This is a genomic window from Variovorax sp. CAN15, from assembly GCF_030462475.1.
Taxonomy (GTDB): Bacteria; Pseudomonadota; Gammaproteobacteria; order Burkholderiales; family Burkholderiaceae_C; genus Variovorax.
This window is the reverse complement of sequence record NZ_JASMRZ010000105.1, coordinates 1-15,540: the sequence shown is the minus strand read 5'-3', so window position 1 is coordinate 15,540 and position 15,540 is coordinate 1. Positions and strand designations below refer to the sequence as shown.

Genomic DNA, 15,540 nt, shown 5'->3' with positions numbered 1-15,540 from the left:
GCCAGGGTGGCCGCTACGTCGCCCGCACACGCGCCGGTGCGAGCACCCGGGTCATCGCCAAGCTGCCCGTGGCGGGCAGGCCGCACATGCCACAGCTCGAAATGCTGTCGCTGCGGATGGCTGGCGCGGCAGGCGTCGAGATCTGTCATGCCGAACTCGCCCCTCTCTCGGCGATAGCGGCCGAACACAGCTATGCGCTGCCCGACGAGCCCGAGTTCCTGGCGGTGACCCGATTCGACCGGGACGGCGCGCGCCGCATCCACTTCGAGGACTTCGCGCAGGTGCTCGCCGTCGACCCCATGCACAAGTACGGCGCAAGCTATCTGGACATGGCACTGGCGATGCGCGCGTTTCCCTCTCTGGGCGACGAGGCGGTGCTCGAACTCGTGCGGCGCCTCGTGGTGAACGACCTGCTGGGCAACCCCGATGCGCATCTGAAGAACTTCGGCGTGCTGTACGCCGACGGCGTCACGCCGAGCTTCGCGCCGGCCTACGACATCGTCGCCTACGCGGCGCTGCAGGGCGTCGAAGGACATGCGCTGCCGCTGCTGCCCGCTGCAGCGGGCACGGCCTCCAGGCGATCCGCCATGTTCACGCCCTCGAGCGTGCGTGCCTTCTGCTTTTCCAGCGGAATGCACGAGCCGCTGGTGCGGCGAACGATCACCGAGACGGCCCGGCTGGCCCGCGACACGTGGCCCGCGATGATCGAGGCCTCGACGCTTCCTGCCGAATGGAAGATGCGGCTGGAGCAACGCCTGCAGGCGCGTCCCTTGCTTCAGGCCGTTGCAAAAGGTGGCAGATCGAAAAAGGCGGCCACCTAGAATGGCCCGGCCCTCCCCCTCTCCTCTTCCTGAACCCATTCGAGGCAGCAGCAACTCATGAGCTCCATCAACTTCATCGGCGGCGAAAAAGGCGGCGTAGGCAAGTCGGTCACCGCGCGGGTGCTGGCCCAGTACTTCATCGATCACAGCCGGCCCTTCACCGGCTTCGACACCGACCGCTCCCACAGCTCGTTCACCCGCTTCTACGAAGGCTTCGCCTCGCCGGTGGTGGTCGACAGCTTCGAGGGCCTGGACACGGTGGTCAATGGCTTCGAGACGAACCCGCAGCAGAGCGTGATCGTCGACCTCGCGGCGCAGACGCTGGCGCCGCTGGCACGCTGGATCAAGGAATCGGATCTCTTCGACGTGTTCGCCGAGATCGGGGTCACCGTCAACTTCTGGCATGTGCTGGACGACGGCAAGGACTCCACCGACCTGCTCGGCACGCTGATCGACACCTTCGGCAATCGTCCCAACTACATCGTGGTGCAGAACTACGGACGCGGCAGCGACTTCGGGATGCTGCTGGGTTCGCAGTCGCTCTCGAAGGCAACCGCGAACGGCGCCCGCGTGATCGCCCTGCCCCGCCTGCACGACGCGAGCATGCGCAAGATCGACGCGCAGAACACCAGCTTCTGGAAGGCCGTGAACGACCGCGACGGGCCGCATGCGCTGGGGCTGCTGGAGCGCCAGCGGGTGAAGTCGTGGCTGGCCACTGCGTACGCCGCCTTCGACACGCTGCCTCTTTGAGTGCTTCGACCGGCGGATCGAGGGACCGCCCCGAACACACCTGATCCGACTCGATATCCAGAACACCAGCAAGAGGGGGATTCACCTTGGACATCCACGTCAACCGCAACGGCCAGGCCTTCGGCCCCTATGAAGAGAGCGAAGCCAGGTCGCTGTACGCCCGGGGAAACATCGCCCCGACAGACATGGTCTGGCGCGAAGGCATGGCCGAATGGCAGACGGCCCTGCAACTGTTCGGCGAGCGCACGGCGCAGTCCACGCCGCCTCCCGTTGCACCACCGCCTCTTTTCCCGCCCCACCAGGTGCCCCCGGTGCCGGGCTATGCCGCGCCGCCGTCCTCCTACGGGCAACAGTCGCCGGTATCGCAGGAAAGCCTGCCACCGAAGCTGCACTGGGCGCTTGTCCTGCTGTTCACGGTACTGACCTTCGGCATCTTCGCCATCGTCTGGCCGTTCTTCCACTCCACGTGGGTGCGCCGCAATATCGATCCCCGATCCAATGCGACCCTGTACCTGGCCGGCAACGTCGCCCTGGCGGTCATCGGGAATGTGATGGATGCCTCGGGTTCCGAAGGCATCCAGGGGGTCGGGGGGCTGCTACAGATCCTGGCGTGCGTGCTCTTTTATTGCGGGTACTACTCGATGCGGCGCTCGATGCTCGACCACTACAACAGCGTCGAACCGATCGGGCTGAGGCTGTCCGGCGCCATGACCTTCTTCTTCAGCATCCTCTACCTGCAGCACCACATGACGCGGATCGCCAGGTGGAAGCAGACCGGCCACATCGACCCGCAATAGCCGGCACCACGCTCCGGACGCAGCCGCTCAGATCATCCCGCCGTTGATCGAGATCACCTGCCCCGTGATGTAGCCGGCCTCCTCGCTCGCGAGGAACGAAGCCAGCGCAGCCACTTCCTGCGGCGTCCCGGCCCGCTTCACCGGCACCATCTGGTTGATGACCGCGGGGTCGAACACCGCATCCGCCATCGGCGACGAGATGATCCCCGGCGCGATGGCGTTCACGGTAACCCCGCGCGAGGCCACTTCGAGCGACAGCGCCTTGGTCGCACTGTTCAGCGCGCCCTTGGCCGCGGCGTAGTTGACCTGCCCCCGGTTGCCTGCAATCGCGGCCACCGACGAGATGTTCAGGATGCGCCCCCAGCGCGTGCGCATCATCGGCAGCAGCAAGGGCTGCGTGACGCGGAAGAAGCCGTTGAGCGACACGTCGATCACCTTGTGCCACTGGTCGGCGCGCATGCCGGGCAGCACGGCGTCGTCGTGCACGCCCGCGTTGTTGACGAGGATCTGCACCGGCCCGCCCTCGAGGATGCGCGCGCATGCCGCGGCGGCCGCCTCGTCGCTGCACAAGTCGAACACATGGCATTCTGCCTTGCCGCCCGCGGCCGTGATCGAGGCCGCCAGTTGCTCGACCGCCTCGGGCCGCGAATTGGCATGCAGCAGCACAGTGGCGCCGTCGCGTGCGAGGCGCTCGGCCATGGCGGCGCCGAGCGCGCCGCTCGCGCCCGTGATCAGTGCGCGTTTTCCTTCGAGACTCATGGCGACGCCGTGCTTTCTTGTTTATTCATGCCGCCGCGACGAGCGGCGTGTTCAGGACCACCACGGCGCGGCCTTCGGCCAGCATGCGGCCGTCCTCGGCCTTCACCGTGAATTCATAGAAGATCTGCCGGTCGTCGCCCGACAGGCGCCGGGCCGCGACATGCAGGGCGCCGGCCACGTCGTCCAGCCGCGCCACCGCCAGCTTCACGTTGCGCGCGCTCGCGAGAAAACCGGCCGAGGGCGCGCTGCCCTCCTCGGCCAGCAGCCCGCCGTGCAGGGCCATGGCCTGCGCGGCGTATTCGATGGCGTTCGGCGCCAGCAGGCCGCTTCCGGTGCGCAGCGGGTTGTCGGCCTGCCAATGGGTCGTGGTGCTGCAGCGGATGGAGTCGGCGTCCCAGCCTTCGAGCCGCTCCAGCAGGCACATGCTGCCGCTGTGCGGAATGCGCAGGGCGATGCCCGCGCGGTCCAGCGTCTGCGGCGCGGTCAAGCGGCCGCCTCCAGGTCGGCCACCAGCAGCACGTTGGCGAAGGGCGTGCCTTCGCTCATCGGAATGCTGCGCACGCGGAAACCCAGGCGATCCAGCAGCGCCGTCCACTCGGCCAGTGTCCGGCCCCAGGTCGGCGAAACCTTGTGGCCGCGGATGCGCGTGACCGTGCGGTCCACCCACTGGCTGATGGCGAAGCCGCGGCGGCTCGACGCATCGCCCACGCGCAGCAGCAGCCGGGCGTGAGGGTTGCCGCCACGGCGCAGCGCGTCGCGCACGCGCAGCAGCACCCCCTCCTGCGCCTCGAGGTTCACGTAGTGCAGCACGTCGAGTATCACGACGAGATCGCAGTCGGGCAGGTCGGCCTTGCACATGTCGGCGCAGACCAGCCGAGGCGCCGGCTCCAGGTGGCCGATGGAGGCCTCGGCCCGCGCCACGTCCTTGGGCATGAGCTCGATGCCGGTGTAGTCGGCGCCATGCGGCGTGGCGAGCCACGACGAAGGCCAGCGCCCCTGCTTCTGCATCGCGCTCATCGAGGCCAGCAGGCTCGCGAACAGGCCCTGGCCGCAGCCGATGTCGACCACGCGGTGATGCTGCGCGCCGAAGAGCCCGCGCTCGAGCAGCCCACGGAACACCGGATCGCGCCCCAGCTTGCCGCGCGCGAAGTGCCAGGCGAAGCTGCCGCCCTTCTTGTAGGGAATGGTGGCGGCCTCGTGCAGCTCGCGCCAGGCGGCCTCGGTCGAGAGTGAAGACGACATTGCGGCGTTCATGACTTCATCCCTTCAGGCAGGGTCACGGCGCGCAGTCCGTCGGCGCGCAGGCGTTCGAGCAACAAGGGCAATACCTCCAGCAAAACAGGTTGTCCGGCAGCGGTGCGCGCGGCGTTGCCGTCATGCAGCAGCAGGATGTCGCGCGCCTGCAGGTTGCGGCTCAGGCGCGCCATCACCTTGGCGGCGTCGCCCTCGCGGGTGTCGAAGCCGCGCCGCGTCCAGCTCACGAGCGAGAGGCCGAGGCGGTGCAGCACGGGTTCGAGAAAGGGGTTGCGCAGGCCGGCCGGCGCGCGGAAACACGTGGGGCGCTGGCCGGTGACCTCGGTGAGGATGTCCTGCGCCCGCGCGATCTCGGCGGCGAAACCGCGCGGCCCGAGAAACGAAAAATTGTGCCGGTGCCGCGCCGTGTGGTTCTGGATGCTGTGGCCGCGCGCGACGATCTCGCGCGCCAGCGCGGGCTGCGCCAGCACGCGCTCGGCGATGCAGAAGAAGGTGGCGCGCTGGCCGTGCGCGTCGAGCAGGTCGAGCACGCGCGGCGTGACTTCGGGCTCCGGGCCGTCGTCGATGGTGATGGCGACTTCGCGCCGCGCCCCGGCCGCCTCGGGCAGCCGCGTCACGTTCGGGCCCAGCAGGCTGCTGCGCGGCGTGAGGCCGGCGCCGGTGATCAGCGCGTGGTTCAGCACGATCGCGCCGACGGCCCACGGCAAGGCGCCCGGCACCAGCACGCCCGCCCCGATGGCGGCAATGTGCCATGCCGCGCTGGCGCGGATGGTCGGCGGCCAGGGCCAGGATTCGTTGGTGGACGCGGAAGCGGAGGACATGGGCCCGGATTTTCCCCTCATGCGCCGCGCGAAGCCTTCGAAGGCCCCACTCGTCGTGCGAAAGCCGCCGACAGCAGCAGCGCCAGCAACGCCCCCGGCGCGACCACCCGGCCGATGGACGACAGCGCCGGAATGTCCGAAATCGCGATCAGCCCGAAGGACACCACGGTCGTCAGGTTGGCCAGCATCAGCGAGGCCAGCGTGTCCTCGTCGGCCCGCCCTGTGGTGCGCAGCTGGTCGAAGAAGAGCGCGTAGTTCGACCCCACCGCCACGATCAGCAGCAGCCCCACGAGGTGCAGGATGCCCAGCGCCGCCTGCAGCACGGCCATGCCGCCCAGCGTGAGCACCACCGCGAACACCAGCGGCTGGCACACGGCCAGCAGCCGGCGCCACGAGCGCAGGTAGATGCCGAGCAGCACCACCACCGCCAGCGCGCCGAGCAGCACCTGCACGAAGGCCTCATGCAGGTAGCGCTGGTACAGGCTCGCAAGCTCGCGCCCCACGTCGACCACCTGCACTTCGGGCAGGCCCGACAGCGCCGCTTCGAGCCGGGCCTCGTCGAACTTCGCGCCGGGGTGCAGCACCAGCAGCGTGCCCCAGCCGCCGCCGGGGCGCTGGTACATCAGCGTGTTCAGGACCGGGCCCAGCGGCCCCTCGGCCAGCTCGGCGCGCTGCACCGGCGGCAGCTTGCGCGCGGCCTCGATGTCGGCCAGGAAAGGCTCGAGCCGCGAGGCCGGCAACGGCAGGCCCCTGGTGGCCTCGGCCAGGTTGGCGCGCAGGGTCGCGGCATCGGGCAGGCCCGCGATGCGCGCCGTCTGCACTTCCAGGCTGGGCAGCACGCGCGTGACGGTCTCGTAGCCGACCAGCTCGCCGCTGTCGACCAGCGCGTCCAGCTTCGCGGCGGCAGCCTCGGTGTGGCGCAGCGCGGCCTGTTCGTCGTCGCCGAAGGCAACCACCAACACGCCGCCATCGCTGGCGCCGATGTCGTTGCGCAGCATCTCGTCGAGCTGCTGGGAGGCCTTGGGCACCGGGCTCATGGCGCCGAGGTCGGCGCGCCACAGGTGGCCGCCCTGCCACAGCACCAGCGCCAGCGCAGCCACGCCCAGCACGCCCAGCGGCCAGCGCAGGCGCGGCAGGCCGCGCACCAGCGCGCCGGCCAACTGCGCCATGTAGCGGCGCATGCCCATGCCGGTGGCGCCATCGGGTGCCAGCACAGGCAGCACGTAGCGCGTGGCCAGCGCGGCCGAGACGAGGCCGGCGATGGAGAACACGCCCAGCTGCGCCAGCCCCGGAAAGCCCGAGAACACCAGCGCCGCGAAGCCGCACACCGAGGTCAGCAGCCCCAGCCGCACGGTGGGCCAGTTCAGGTCGCGCCAGCGCTGCCAGCCGGTGCCGGCCACGGCGCCCGCGCCGACCTGGCGCGCCTGGATCAGGTAGTAGATGGCGTAGTCGACCGTCTCCCCGATCAGCGTGCTGCCGAAACCCAGCGTGAGGCCGTGCACCGAGCCGAACACCAGGCTCACGCTCGCGGTGCCGATCACCACGCCGGTGGCCACCGGCAGGAAGGCGATGACCAGCGCGCGCGGCGATGCGAAGGCCAGCAACAGCAGCCCGCCCATGACGATGCCGCCCACCACGGCGAGATGGATCGCCTCGGTCTTGATCTTGTCGCGGCTCATCACCGAGAACACCGGCGGGCCGCTCAGCAGCAGCTTGGGCGCCTGGGCACCCATTTCGCGCGTCGCGGTCTCGTAGGCGGAATGCACGCGGGCGATGGCCACGGCCTGGGCGTCGAGGTCGCTGCCGGCGGCGCGCGTGGTGGCGATCATCAGCGCGCGCGGCCCGGTGCGCGACATCCACACGCCGTCCTCGCTGCGCGGCGAACTCGCGGGCACGAGCTCCATTGCGATGCGCTGCGTCTCGCCGGTCGGGTCACGGTCCAGCAACGGCTTGATCACGTTGCCGGCCGGCGTACCCAGCATCGACAAGGTATCGGTGATGGCATCGCGCAAGCCCGCGGGGGTGAACTGCCCCGGATTCACGCCCGGCGAAAGCTGATACCGGTGGTCGAACACCCAGGTCCCGCTGTCGCTCCAGTCGCTGACGTCGCCGTTCTGCACCAGCTCGAAGAGCTTGCTCTCGCGCATTTCCTTCGCGACCGCGCGCGACACCGCGGCCCGCTGCGCCACGCTGCCACCCTCGAGGCCCAGCATCAGCGTGCGCGAGGCGACGCCGCTTTGCAACTGCTCGATGAGCACGCGCTGACGCAGGTCGGGGCTCTTGGGCAGGAAGGCCGAGAGGTCCGCGCCGATCTGCGTGCGCGCGATGACCACCGCGCCGCACAGCAGCACCAGCAGCCATGCCAGCAGCACGCCCGCCCTGCGCCGCCAGCCCGGCGGCGCCCCCGCCTGCCGCGGTTCCGTCACGGCGTGGCGCGTCCCGCAGCGCCGGCCGGCACGGCCGCGGCAGCGCCCGGCGTGATGTTCATGACCGAGCGGTCGCCGCCGACGAATTCCATCTCCAGCCCCAGCACGTCGCCCGCGCGGCCGCTGATGCGCATGCTGCGCACCTGCGCGGCGAGGCGGCTGTCCAGCGGCGCGAGGTCGAGCGTCCACTTGGCGGCGGAACCCGACACGGTGCTGCGGAAGTAGCGCTGCAGCGTGGCGCCGTCGCCGGTGAGCGTGCCGCGCATGGCTTCGACCAGGCCGAGCAGCTCGGGCATGCTGTCGAGCGCCAGCGTGCGGTTGCGCCCGCCGCGCGAGAGCGTGAGCGTGTTGCCCTCGACCGCCATGGTCTCGACGCGCGGCGACAGCGTGCGGCGCACCAGCTTGTCGGGCGCGTCGAAGCTCAGCGTGCCGCTGGCGTCCAGCGGGCCTTCGAGGCCGTGCACGAAGCGCTGCTCGGTGAAACGGGCCTCCCCGCTCTTCTGCTTGGCCAGCAGCGTCATCAGCTCGGGCAGGTCGAACGCCGCCCAGGCTGGCGCGGCGCAGAAGGCCAGCGCGAGCACGAATGCCCTGCAAAGCCGGTCAAGCCGCATCTTCGAGCCAGAAATCATGGAAATTGAACCAGTTGTAGGGGTACGCACGGCACATCGCCTCCAGGCGCGCCACGTAGGCTTCGACCGCCGCGCGGATGCGCTGCTCGCGCTCCGCGGGGCTCGCGGCACGCTCGCCGAAGTCGGCCAGCGGGTCGAACCGGACATCGTAGCGCGCGCCACCGCCGTAGAGACCCGCCATGAAGAACACCTTGCGGCGCAGCAGCGCGGCCAGGCGGAAGGGGCCGTCGTTGAAGACGGCGGGCTGCCCGAGGAACGGCAGCACGATGTTGTTGCCGCGCTGGTGCGCGGGCTGGTCTTCGCTCCCGGGCAGCGTCCGGTCGGCCAGCATGCCGCCCATGCCACCGCCGTCGAGCCAGTCGCGCAGTTCCAGCATCGAGTGCGGGCGGCCCAGCGCAATGACGTGCGGGCGCATTTCAGGCACCGCGATGGCGTTGAGGATGCCCGTGATGCGCTGCGCGTTGTCCGGGTACATCAGCATCGCGAGGCGCATGTGGCGCTGGTGCGTCTGCTGCTTGCAGGCGCCCAGCGCCTCGAAGCTGCCGACGTGGGCACCGAGCAGGAAAGCGCCCCGCCCGTTCGCCAGCTCGACGTCGAGCGGCTCGTTGCCTTCGATCTTCACCTTGAACAGGTCCAGGCGCCCGCGCAGGAAGTAGACGCGGTCGAGCACGGTCGAGGCGAAGGCATGCAGCAGCCGGAAGCCGTCGATCCAGCCCGCCTTCGGGCCAATGGCCCGGAACAGGTAGCGCTTGATGTGCCGTCGCTGCATCGGCGCGAACAGCAGGAAATACAGGGCGATCGGCGGCAGCAGCAGCCTCGTGACGTGCCGCCCGAACACCAGCGCCATCATCACGATGAAGCGCAGCGCGAGCATGTTGCTGCGCTCGGGCGCATGCGCCCAGGCACCGCTCTCGCCCTTCGGTGCGGCCTGCGCGGTGCGGTCCGCTTCGTTCACGGCGCGCGTCTCCACTTCGGTGTGCTTCATCACGCCGACTCTTGCACGCCCGTCCAGCGGCCGGTGACAGCCACCACGCCGTCGCAGCGAACGTCGAATCGCACGCCGCGGGAGGCACCGGCCTCCGGGTTCAGCTCGATGGAAAGCACGGCCCCCGGCCGCACGGGAGAGAGGAACTTGGCGGCCGCCAGCGTGGGATGCTCGCCCAGCCGCGCCACCAGCGCCGGCACGCGGCGGATGGCTTCCATCACCTCGGCCAGCACCAGCGCCCCCGGCAGCAGCGGCTGGCCCGGGAAATGGCCGGCGAACACGGGGTGATCGGCCGGCACCGCATGGGCCATCTGCACCGGCGTGTCGTCTTCGGCCAGTTGCGCCAGCGCGAACTCGCGCAGCGCCCGCACGGTGAGCTTGCCCGTGCCCTCGCGCGGGAAGGACTTCACCTGCACCACGCGGCGCGGCACGAACACCGCCTCCAGCCGCTGGCGCAGCGCGGCGATGATCTCGCCCGCCGACAGCGTGGGCGCGACCACGAAGGCCACCGGCCGCACCACGCCGTCCGCCACCTCGTCGGGCAGCCAGAAGGCGCCGTCGTCCACGCCGGGAATGCTGTTGAGGTGGAAGTTCAGGTGCGCCAGCGAACTGCGCCGGCCCGCCACGTGGATCAGGTCGTTGGCGCGGCCGAAGAGGCGGAAGCGGCGCTCGTCCAGCAGTTCGAGCACGTCGGCCATGGGCGTGGGCTCGGGCATGAAGTCGCCGCTGAAGATGAAGCGCTCGGGGCCGCCGTCGGCCGAGGGCTCGGCGTGCACGCGGATCTCTCCGAAGGTTTCCCAGATCTCGCTGTCGGTGGTGCGGCGCGTGGCGACCTGGCCCGACTCGGTGCTGCCGTAGATCTCGAGCAGCACGCCGCCCATCGCCTGCTCGGCCTGCTGCGCGAGCTGCGGCGAAAGCGGCGCGGTGGCCGACAGGATCAGGTCGACCGGCGGCAGCTCGATGCCCGAGAGCAGCAGCGTCTTGAGGTGGAACGGCGTGGTCACCAGCGCGCGCGGGCGCGGCACCGAGGCCAGCGTCTTCGCGACGTCCGCCGGGAAGAACGGCCGGCCGCTTTCGAAGGCCGCACCGCCCAGCATCGCCAGCAGAACCGACGACTCCAGCCCGTAGCTGTGCTGCACCGGCACCGTCGCGACAAGGGTCAGGCCCTCGAGCGTCGGACGCTCCAGCACCCGGCACAGGCGCTCGACGGCCACGGCCACGTCGCCCACCAGCGTGCGCCAGGTCTTGGCGTGGGGCTGGGGCACGCCGGTGGAGCCCGAGGTCAGCAGGCTGGCGGCGTGCATGTCCGCGTCGATACGCGGCACGTCGAATGCTCCATCTCCTGCGGGACCAGCAAGCCCCTCGAGCAACAGCCGCTGGATGCCCGGCGTCTGGATATGCGAGGCGTCGGTGTGCGCGAAAAGGGGCGAGCCGCTGGATTCGAGCAGCCGCGAGATCGTGTCGGGGCGCGCATCGGGCGGCAGCATGCTCGCGCGGCCGCGCACGAGCGCCGCGCCGAGGCTCACCGCGAAGGCATAGCGGTCGCCACAGAGATTGACGGCGGCGCCCTCTGCCGGGAGCGTGGGCGCGAGCCGGGCGACGTCGGCAAGGAACTGGCGCGCGCTCACTGGCACGCCGGCGCGCCATGCGAGGGGGGCGTCGGGGTCGCGGTCGGCGAGCAGTGGCAGGAGGCGGGTGTCGTCTGTCGTCACGCGGGCGGGGCCTGTGTCATTGGCCGCCGGGGCTGGTGTCAACCGTCGACGTGCCGTAGAACGCGCGCACCGCGTCCACGAGGCGCGTGCGTTCGAATTCGGGATGCAGCCGGTAGCGCACCAGGTGTTCGCCCACGAAAAGCAGCGTCACCATCACCGGCGACAGCACGTTGGCGAACAGCGACCAGTCGGAGAACGGCCGCGTCAGGTAGATGATGATCGAGGCCATCACCATCACCGCGAAGAAGCCGGTCCAGATGCGTGTGAGCTGCGTGGTGTAGGACAGCATGTGGCCGCGCAGCGGATGCACGCGCTGCGCGAACTGCGTGATCAGCGGCAGGCCCTTGCCGCGCAGCGTTGAGCCGAACCAGCCGCACAGCGCGCCATTGATGGCCACGTGCTGCATCACGTACAGCCGGTTGGGGTCGCCCGCCTCACCCAGGAAGACGAGCGAGAAGCCTCCGATGCCGGCCGCCGCCGCAATGGCGACGCCCCAGCGCCCGAACCAGCTGCCGGCCAGGCCCATGGCGGCAAGCCAGAGCGGCCCCAGCAGCACGACCACCGCCCACGGCTGGTTCGCGTGGAACAGCGTCATCCAGTGGGAGAGGCCGGCATATGCGACACCCACCACCAGCAGGAGCGCTATTCGCCATCGGGACATGGGATCAGGTGGCTACGCGGTGCTGCGCGACGTGAGCCGCGAGCGTACGCAGCGACTGGAAGATCTGCTGGTTGCGTTCGTCGTCCGAACGCAGCTGGAAGCCGTAGCGGCGCGAGACTTCGAGCGCGACTTCGAGGATGTCGATGGAGTCGAGACCCAGACCTTCGCCGTACAGCGGTTCGGTCGGCACGATGTCCTCGGGAGCCACTTCGAGATTGAGCGCGTTCACGAGCAGCACCGCCAGCTCTTTTTCGATCGGCGACTGTTCGGAGGCATCGCCGTTGGCGGGAATGGGGGGCTGGGCAGTCGATGACAAAAAAACCTCCTGAAACTTTTTCCTGAACCACCGTGCGGGCCGTGGATTATAGGAGTGATGGTTGATTAGACTGCCCGCTTCCCATACGACGGAGCGCCCCATGGCCGACCCTCTTCTGATCGCACGGCACGACACCATCGAGTGCAACCTCCTCCCCGGCCTGGCGAACCGCCACGGCCTCATCACCGGCGCCACAGGCACTGGCAAGACTGTCACGCTGCAGACCATCGCGCAGAAGCTCTCTTCGATCGGCGTGCCGGTGTTCATGGCCGACGTCAAGGGCGACCTGACCGGCATCAGCCAGAAGGGCAGCATCGGCGGCAAGCTGGCCGCCACGCTGAAGGAACGCGGCATCGACGCGCCCGAGCCCTCGGCCTGCCCCGTCACGCTGTGGGACGTGTTCGGCGAACAGGGCCACCCGGTGCGCGCCACCATCTCCGACATGGGCCCGCTGCTGCTGGGCCGCATGCTCGACGTGAACGAAACCCAGGCTGGCGTGCTGAACCTGGTGTTCAAGATCGCCGACGACAACGGACTGCTGCTGCTCGACCTGAAGGACCTGCGCGCCATGCTGCAGTACGTGGGCGAGAACGCAAGCCAGTTCACCACCCAGTACGGCAACATCAGCGCCGCCAGCGTGGGCGCCATCCAGCGCGGGCTGCTGCAGATCGAAACCCAGGGCGGCGAGAAGTTCTTCGGCGAGCCGATGCTCAACATCGCCGACTTCATGCAGACCGTGGGCGGCAAGGGCGTGGTCAACATCCTCGCGGCCGACAAGCTCATGAATTCGCCGCGCCTGTACGCCACCTTCCTGCTGTGGATGCTGTCGGAGCTGTTCGAGCAGCTGCCCGAAGTCGGCGACCCGGAGCAGCCCAAGCTGGCCTTCTTCTTCGACGAGGCCCACCTGCTTTTCAACGAGGCGCCCAAGGCGCTGGTGGAACGCATCGAACTCGTGGTGCGGCTGGTGCGCTCCAAGGGCGTCGGCGTGTATTTCGTCACCCAGAACCCGCTGGACATTCCCGACACGGTGCTCGCCCAGCTCGGCAACCGGGTGCAGCATGCGCTGCGCGCCTTCACCCCGCGCGACCAGAAGGCCGTGAAGGCTGCCGCCAGCACCATGCGGCAGAAGCCGGGGCTGGACATCGAGACCGCCATCACCGAACTCGCGGTCGGCGAGGCGCTGGTGAGCCTGCTCGACGAAAAGGGCCGCCCCAGCGTGACCGAGCGCGTGTTCGTGCTGCCGCCGGCCAGCCAGCTCGGCGCCATCACGCCCGAGCAGCGCAAGGCGCTGATCGACGGCTCGCTGGTCGCTGGCATCTACGAGAAGTCGGTGGACCGCGAATCGGCCTACGAAAAGCTCAAGGGCCGCGCCGAAAGCGCGCCCGACGCTCCTGCCGCCGCGGTGCCCGGTGCCAAGGGCACGGCCGAATCCTCGGGCAGCGGCATGGGCGGCATGCTCAACGACATGCTCTTCGGCACCACCGGCCCGCGCGGCGCCAAGCACGACGGGCTGGTGCAGACCATGGCCAAGTCGGCGGTGCGCACCATGGGCACCTCGGTGGGCAAGGAGATCCTGCGCGGCGTGCTGGGCGGGATCTTCGGCAGCAAGAAGCGCTGAGGGCCGGAAGCAGACCCGGAAGCGGGCCGGCCGGCTACCAGCGCAGCAGGCGCGGCCCCAGCAGCGCCCCGACCAGCACGGGCGCCGCGATCCCGCTCACGTACCAGACGGCGAGGAACGGCGCAGTCAGCTCCATGCAGTGCAGCGCATAGACCGAAGCCCCCACGCCACCTGCCAGCGCGCCGGCTGCCGCACCCGCCAGCGCGGGCCGCGTGGGCGCCATGCCCTTGAGCACCACCAGCGCTGCGGCGAACACCGGCAGCGCCATCAGCCCGATGCTCCCCGCGCAGATGCGCCACGACTGGCCCATCAGCGCGGGCAAGCGCTCGTCGGCGGGCATGGTGAACCAGGCGATCACCGCCAGCATCCACACCCCGATCACCGACAGCACCGCCCCCATCAAGGTATGACGGGGCTTGACGCCCGGCCGCGCGAGCCGTTCGGCGGCCACGAAGCCGGCCGCCGCAATGCACAGCGGAAACAGCACCTTGACCCAGAACATCGGCCAGAACATGGCCTGCACGATGTCGTGCCGCACGCCGTAGCCGGCGAACAGGATCGCGAACGAGAACGGCAGCCCCAGCAGCACCGCCAGCCAGATGCGCGAGCTGGCGCGACGTCGGCCACGCGGCACGGCCACCTCGCCGTTGGCCAGCATCGAGACGAGGTCGTCGGTCTTCATGCCGCAGCTCCCCAGCCGTTGCCGAAACGGGCGGCCAGCGCCTTCAGCCCCCGGTGGATGCCGACCTTCACGGCTGACTCGGACATGCCGGTCAGGCTCGCGGTCTCGGCCACCGAGCGGCCCTCGATCTTGACGTGCACGATGGGCAGGCGCTGCCGCTCGGGCAGCGTCTCGAGCAGGCCACCCAGGTCGCGCTTCGCGTCGCTGGCCTCCTCGGCCGATTCGGCGAACACGGCCAGGTCGTCGTCCAGCGGGTCATGCAGGTCTTCGCGGACCGACTTGGCGCGCAGCAGGTCGATCATCTTGTAGCGCGCGATGGCATGCACCCAGGCCGTCAGCGGCTGGTCGCTCTGGTAGGTGTGGCGCTGGTTGTGCATGGCGAGCAGGCATTCCTGGACGAGGTCTTCCACTTCATCGGGCCAGCCAAAGAGGCGCTTGCCCAGAAAGGCGCGCAGGTGCGCGCTGAGCTGCTGCAGGAAGTCGCGGTAGGCCTTCGCGTCGCCGTCGAGGCCACGGAGGAACAGGCCGCGCAGCGCCGCTTCCACGTCGCCCGGGTTCTTCCTGCTGCCTACGGTGTTTCGTTCCATCGGGCTGGCTGGTTACAGCCTTGTCGAAATAGTTCCGGCGGATTGTGCCGGGACGGGCTCCCCGTGCTTGCCTGGCGGCCTCAAAGCTGCTTCAGGCACTGCTGGATGATCGGGCCGCTCCTGCTCCTGATCTTCTCCACATCCTGCAAGTCGGCCACGGAGGCGTCCTTCATGACGCCGTCGGCCGCGCAGGTGCACAGCTTCTTCAGGTCTTCTTCCGACTTGTTCCCGCGCTCCCCGGCGCTCTTGACGCAGCTGCCGATGAAGCTTTCCCTGAAGCTGGTCTTGAAGGCGGCATCGAAGCCTCCGGCGAAACCTTCCTTGGCCTTGTCGCAGGCGCTCAGGCCGAGCAGGCCCAGGGCAAGAAATACACAGGGAAGCACACGCATCGTTCTTTCCTCCATCGCGTCCGGTCCATCCGGCCGTCCCCGCGCATTGTTCCCCATCGGCACGGCCATGCCCGCAGGACGCGGGCTCGACCCTTGGCCCGTTGCTTGCAAGCCGCACGAGTGATCGGTACATTGCATTTTTTGAGGGCTACCAATGTCTGCTGACAGCACAACGATCCCTTCCATCCCCGGCGGCGCCATGGGCGCCACGCCCCTCCCCCCGCTGCACCCCTCGACGTCGACCGGCCACATCCGGCTGACCTCGCACGCCGGCGGCTTCGGCGCGCTGCCCATCCGCTGGGGCGCCGCCACGGCGACCGAGCGCGGACCGGT

17 protein-coding genes are annotated in these 15,540 nt (G+C 69.6%); 4 read left to right on the top strand and 13 right to left on the bottom strand.

Going from position 1 to position 15,540, the window contains the following annotated elements; all coding sequences use genetic code 11:
- From QMO14_RS30615 to QMO14_RS30605, 3 genes are all read left to right on the top strand, one after another.
- The coding region (locus QMO14_RS30615) for a type II toxin-antitoxin system HipA family toxin (RefSeq protein WP_301511810.1) at window positions 1–821 on the top strand (821 nt) is incomplete at its 5' end.
- Window positions 822–878: 57 nt separating this feature from the next.
- Window positions 879–1,571, top strand: coding sequence for a mobilization protein (locus QMO14_RS30610; protein ID WP_126020235.1), 693 nt, complete (start codon window positions 879–881; stop codon window positions 1,569–1,571).
- Between the two features lie 86 nt (window positions 1,572–1,657).
- The gene (locus QMO14_RS30605; protein ID WP_301511807.1) at window positions 1,658–2,368 is read left to right on the top strand and encodes a DUF4339 domain-containing protein; all 711 of its coding nucleotides are present in this window, start codon (window positions 1,658–1,660) and stop codon (window positions 2,366–2,368) included.
- Between the two features lie 27 nt (window positions 2,369–2,395).
- Here QMO14_RS30605 and fabG read toward each other — a convergent pair whose 3' ends face one another.
- Genes fabG through QMO14_RS30555 form a run of 10 tightly spaced genes read right to left on the bottom strand, consistent with a single transcriptional unit; the run spans window position 2,396 to window position 11,931 of the window.
- Window positions 2,396–3,127, bottom strand: coding sequence for a 3-oxoacyl-ACP reductase FabG (gene fabG, locus QMO14_RS30600; protein WP_301511806.1), 732 nt, complete (start codon window positions 3,125–3,127; stop codon window positions 2,396–2,398).
- A gap of 25 nt (window positions 3,128–3,152) precedes the next feature.
- The gene (locus QMO14_RS30595; protein ID WP_301511805.1) at window positions 3,153–3,614 is read right to left on the bottom strand and encodes a hydroxymyristoyl-ACP dehydratase; all 462 of its coding nucleotides are present in this window, start codon (window positions 3,612–3,614) and stop codon (window positions 3,153–3,155) included.
- The gene (locus QMO14_RS30590) at window positions 3,611–4,381 is read right to left on the bottom strand and encodes a class I SAM-dependent methyltransferase (protein WP_301511804.1); all 771 of its coding nucleotides are present in this window, start codon (window positions 4,379–4,381) and stop codon (window positions 3,611–3,613) included. Before QMO14_RS30590 ends, QMO14_RS30595 begins: the two co-directional genes overlap by 4 nt.
- The gene (locus tag QMO14_RS30585; protein ID WP_301511803.1) at window positions 4,378–5,202 is read right to left on the bottom strand and encodes a polysaccharide deacetylase family protein; all 825 of its coding nucleotides are present in this window, start codon (window positions 5,200–5,202) and stop codon (window positions 4,378–4,380) included. The genes QMO14_RS30590 and QMO14_RS30585 overlap by 4 nt, the downstream gene beginning before the upstream one ends.
- Window positions 5,203–5,219: 17 nt before the next feature.
- Window positions 5,220–7,628 (bottom strand): MMPL family transporter, encoded by a 2,409-nt coding sequence (locus QMO14_RS30580; protein WP_301511801.1) that lies wholly within the window; start codon window positions 7,626–7,628, stop codon window positions 5,220–5,222.
- Window positions 7,625–8,257, bottom strand: a complete 633-nt coding sequence (locus QMO14_RS30575; protein WP_301511800.1) for a LolA-related protein — start codon at window positions 8,255–8,257, stop codon at window positions 7,625–7,627. Before QMO14_RS30575 ends, QMO14_RS30580 begins: the two co-directional genes overlap by 4 nt.
- Window positions 8,229–9,242 (bottom strand): acyl-CoA synthetase, encoded by a 1,014-nt coding sequence (locus QMO14_RS30570; protein WP_301511799.1) that lies wholly within the window; start codon window positions 9,240–9,242, stop codon window positions 8,229–8,231. The genes QMO14_RS30575 and QMO14_RS30570 overlap by 29 nt, the downstream gene beginning before the upstream one ends.
- Entirely contained in the window at window positions 9,242–10,954 is a 1,713-nt protein-coding gene (locus tag QMO14_RS30565; protein ID WP_301511797.1) for an AMP-binding protein, read from the bottom strand. The genes QMO14_RS30570 and QMO14_RS30565 overlap by 1 nt, the downstream gene beginning before the upstream one ends.
- Before the next feature lie 16 nt (window positions 10,955–10,970).
- Window positions 10,971–11,615, bottom strand: a complete 645-nt coding sequence (locus QMO14_RS30560; RefSeq protein WP_301511796.1) for a hypothetical protein — start codon at window positions 11,613–11,615, stop codon at window positions 10,971–10,973.
- Between the two features lie 4 nt (window positions 11,616–11,619).
- The gene (locus QMO14_RS30555) at window positions 11,620–11,931 is read right to left on the bottom strand and encodes a phosphopantetheine-binding protein (protein WP_093194980.1); all 312 of its coding nucleotides are present in this window, start codon (window positions 11,929–11,931) and stop codon (window positions 11,620–11,622) included.
- Between the two features lie 100 nt (window positions 11,932–12,031).
- Here QMO14_RS30555 and QMO14_RS30550 point away from each other — a divergent pair, with 100 nt between their 5' ends.
- Complete coding sequence (locus QMO14_RS30550; RefSeq protein ID WP_301511795.1) at window positions 12,032–13,549, top strand: helicase HerA-like domain-containing protein; 1,518 nt, start codon at window positions 12,032–12,034, stop codon at window positions 13,547–13,549.
- 34 nt (window positions 13,550–13,583) lie between these two features.
- Here QMO14_RS30550 and QMO14_RS30545 read toward each other — a convergent pair whose 3' ends face one another.
- The 3 genes from QMO14_RS30545 to QMO14_RS30535 all read right to left on the bottom strand — a co-directional run bounded on the left by QMO14_RS30545 (window position 13,584) and on the right by QMO14_RS30535 (window position 15,207).
- Entirely contained in the window at window positions 13,584–14,231 is a 648-nt protein-coding gene (locus QMO14_RS30545) for a DUF1109 domain-containing protein (protein ID WP_301511794.1), read from the bottom strand.
- Window positions 14,228–14,818: a sigma-70 family RNA polymerase sigma factor gene (locus QMO14_RS30540; RefSeq protein ID WP_301511793.1), complete on the bottom strand. Its 591-nt coding sequence runs from the start codon at window positions 14,816–14,818 to the stop codon at window positions 14,228–14,230. Before QMO14_RS30540 ends, QMO14_RS30545 begins: the two co-directional genes overlap by 4 nt.
- Before the next feature lie 80 nt (window positions 14,819–14,898).
- Window positions 14,899–15,207, bottom strand: a complete 309-nt coding sequence (locus tag QMO14_RS30535; RefSeq protein ID WP_301511792.1) for a hypothetical protein — start codon at window positions 15,205–15,207, stop codon at window positions 14,899–14,901.
- Window positions 15,208–15,540 lie beyond the last annotated feature (333 nt).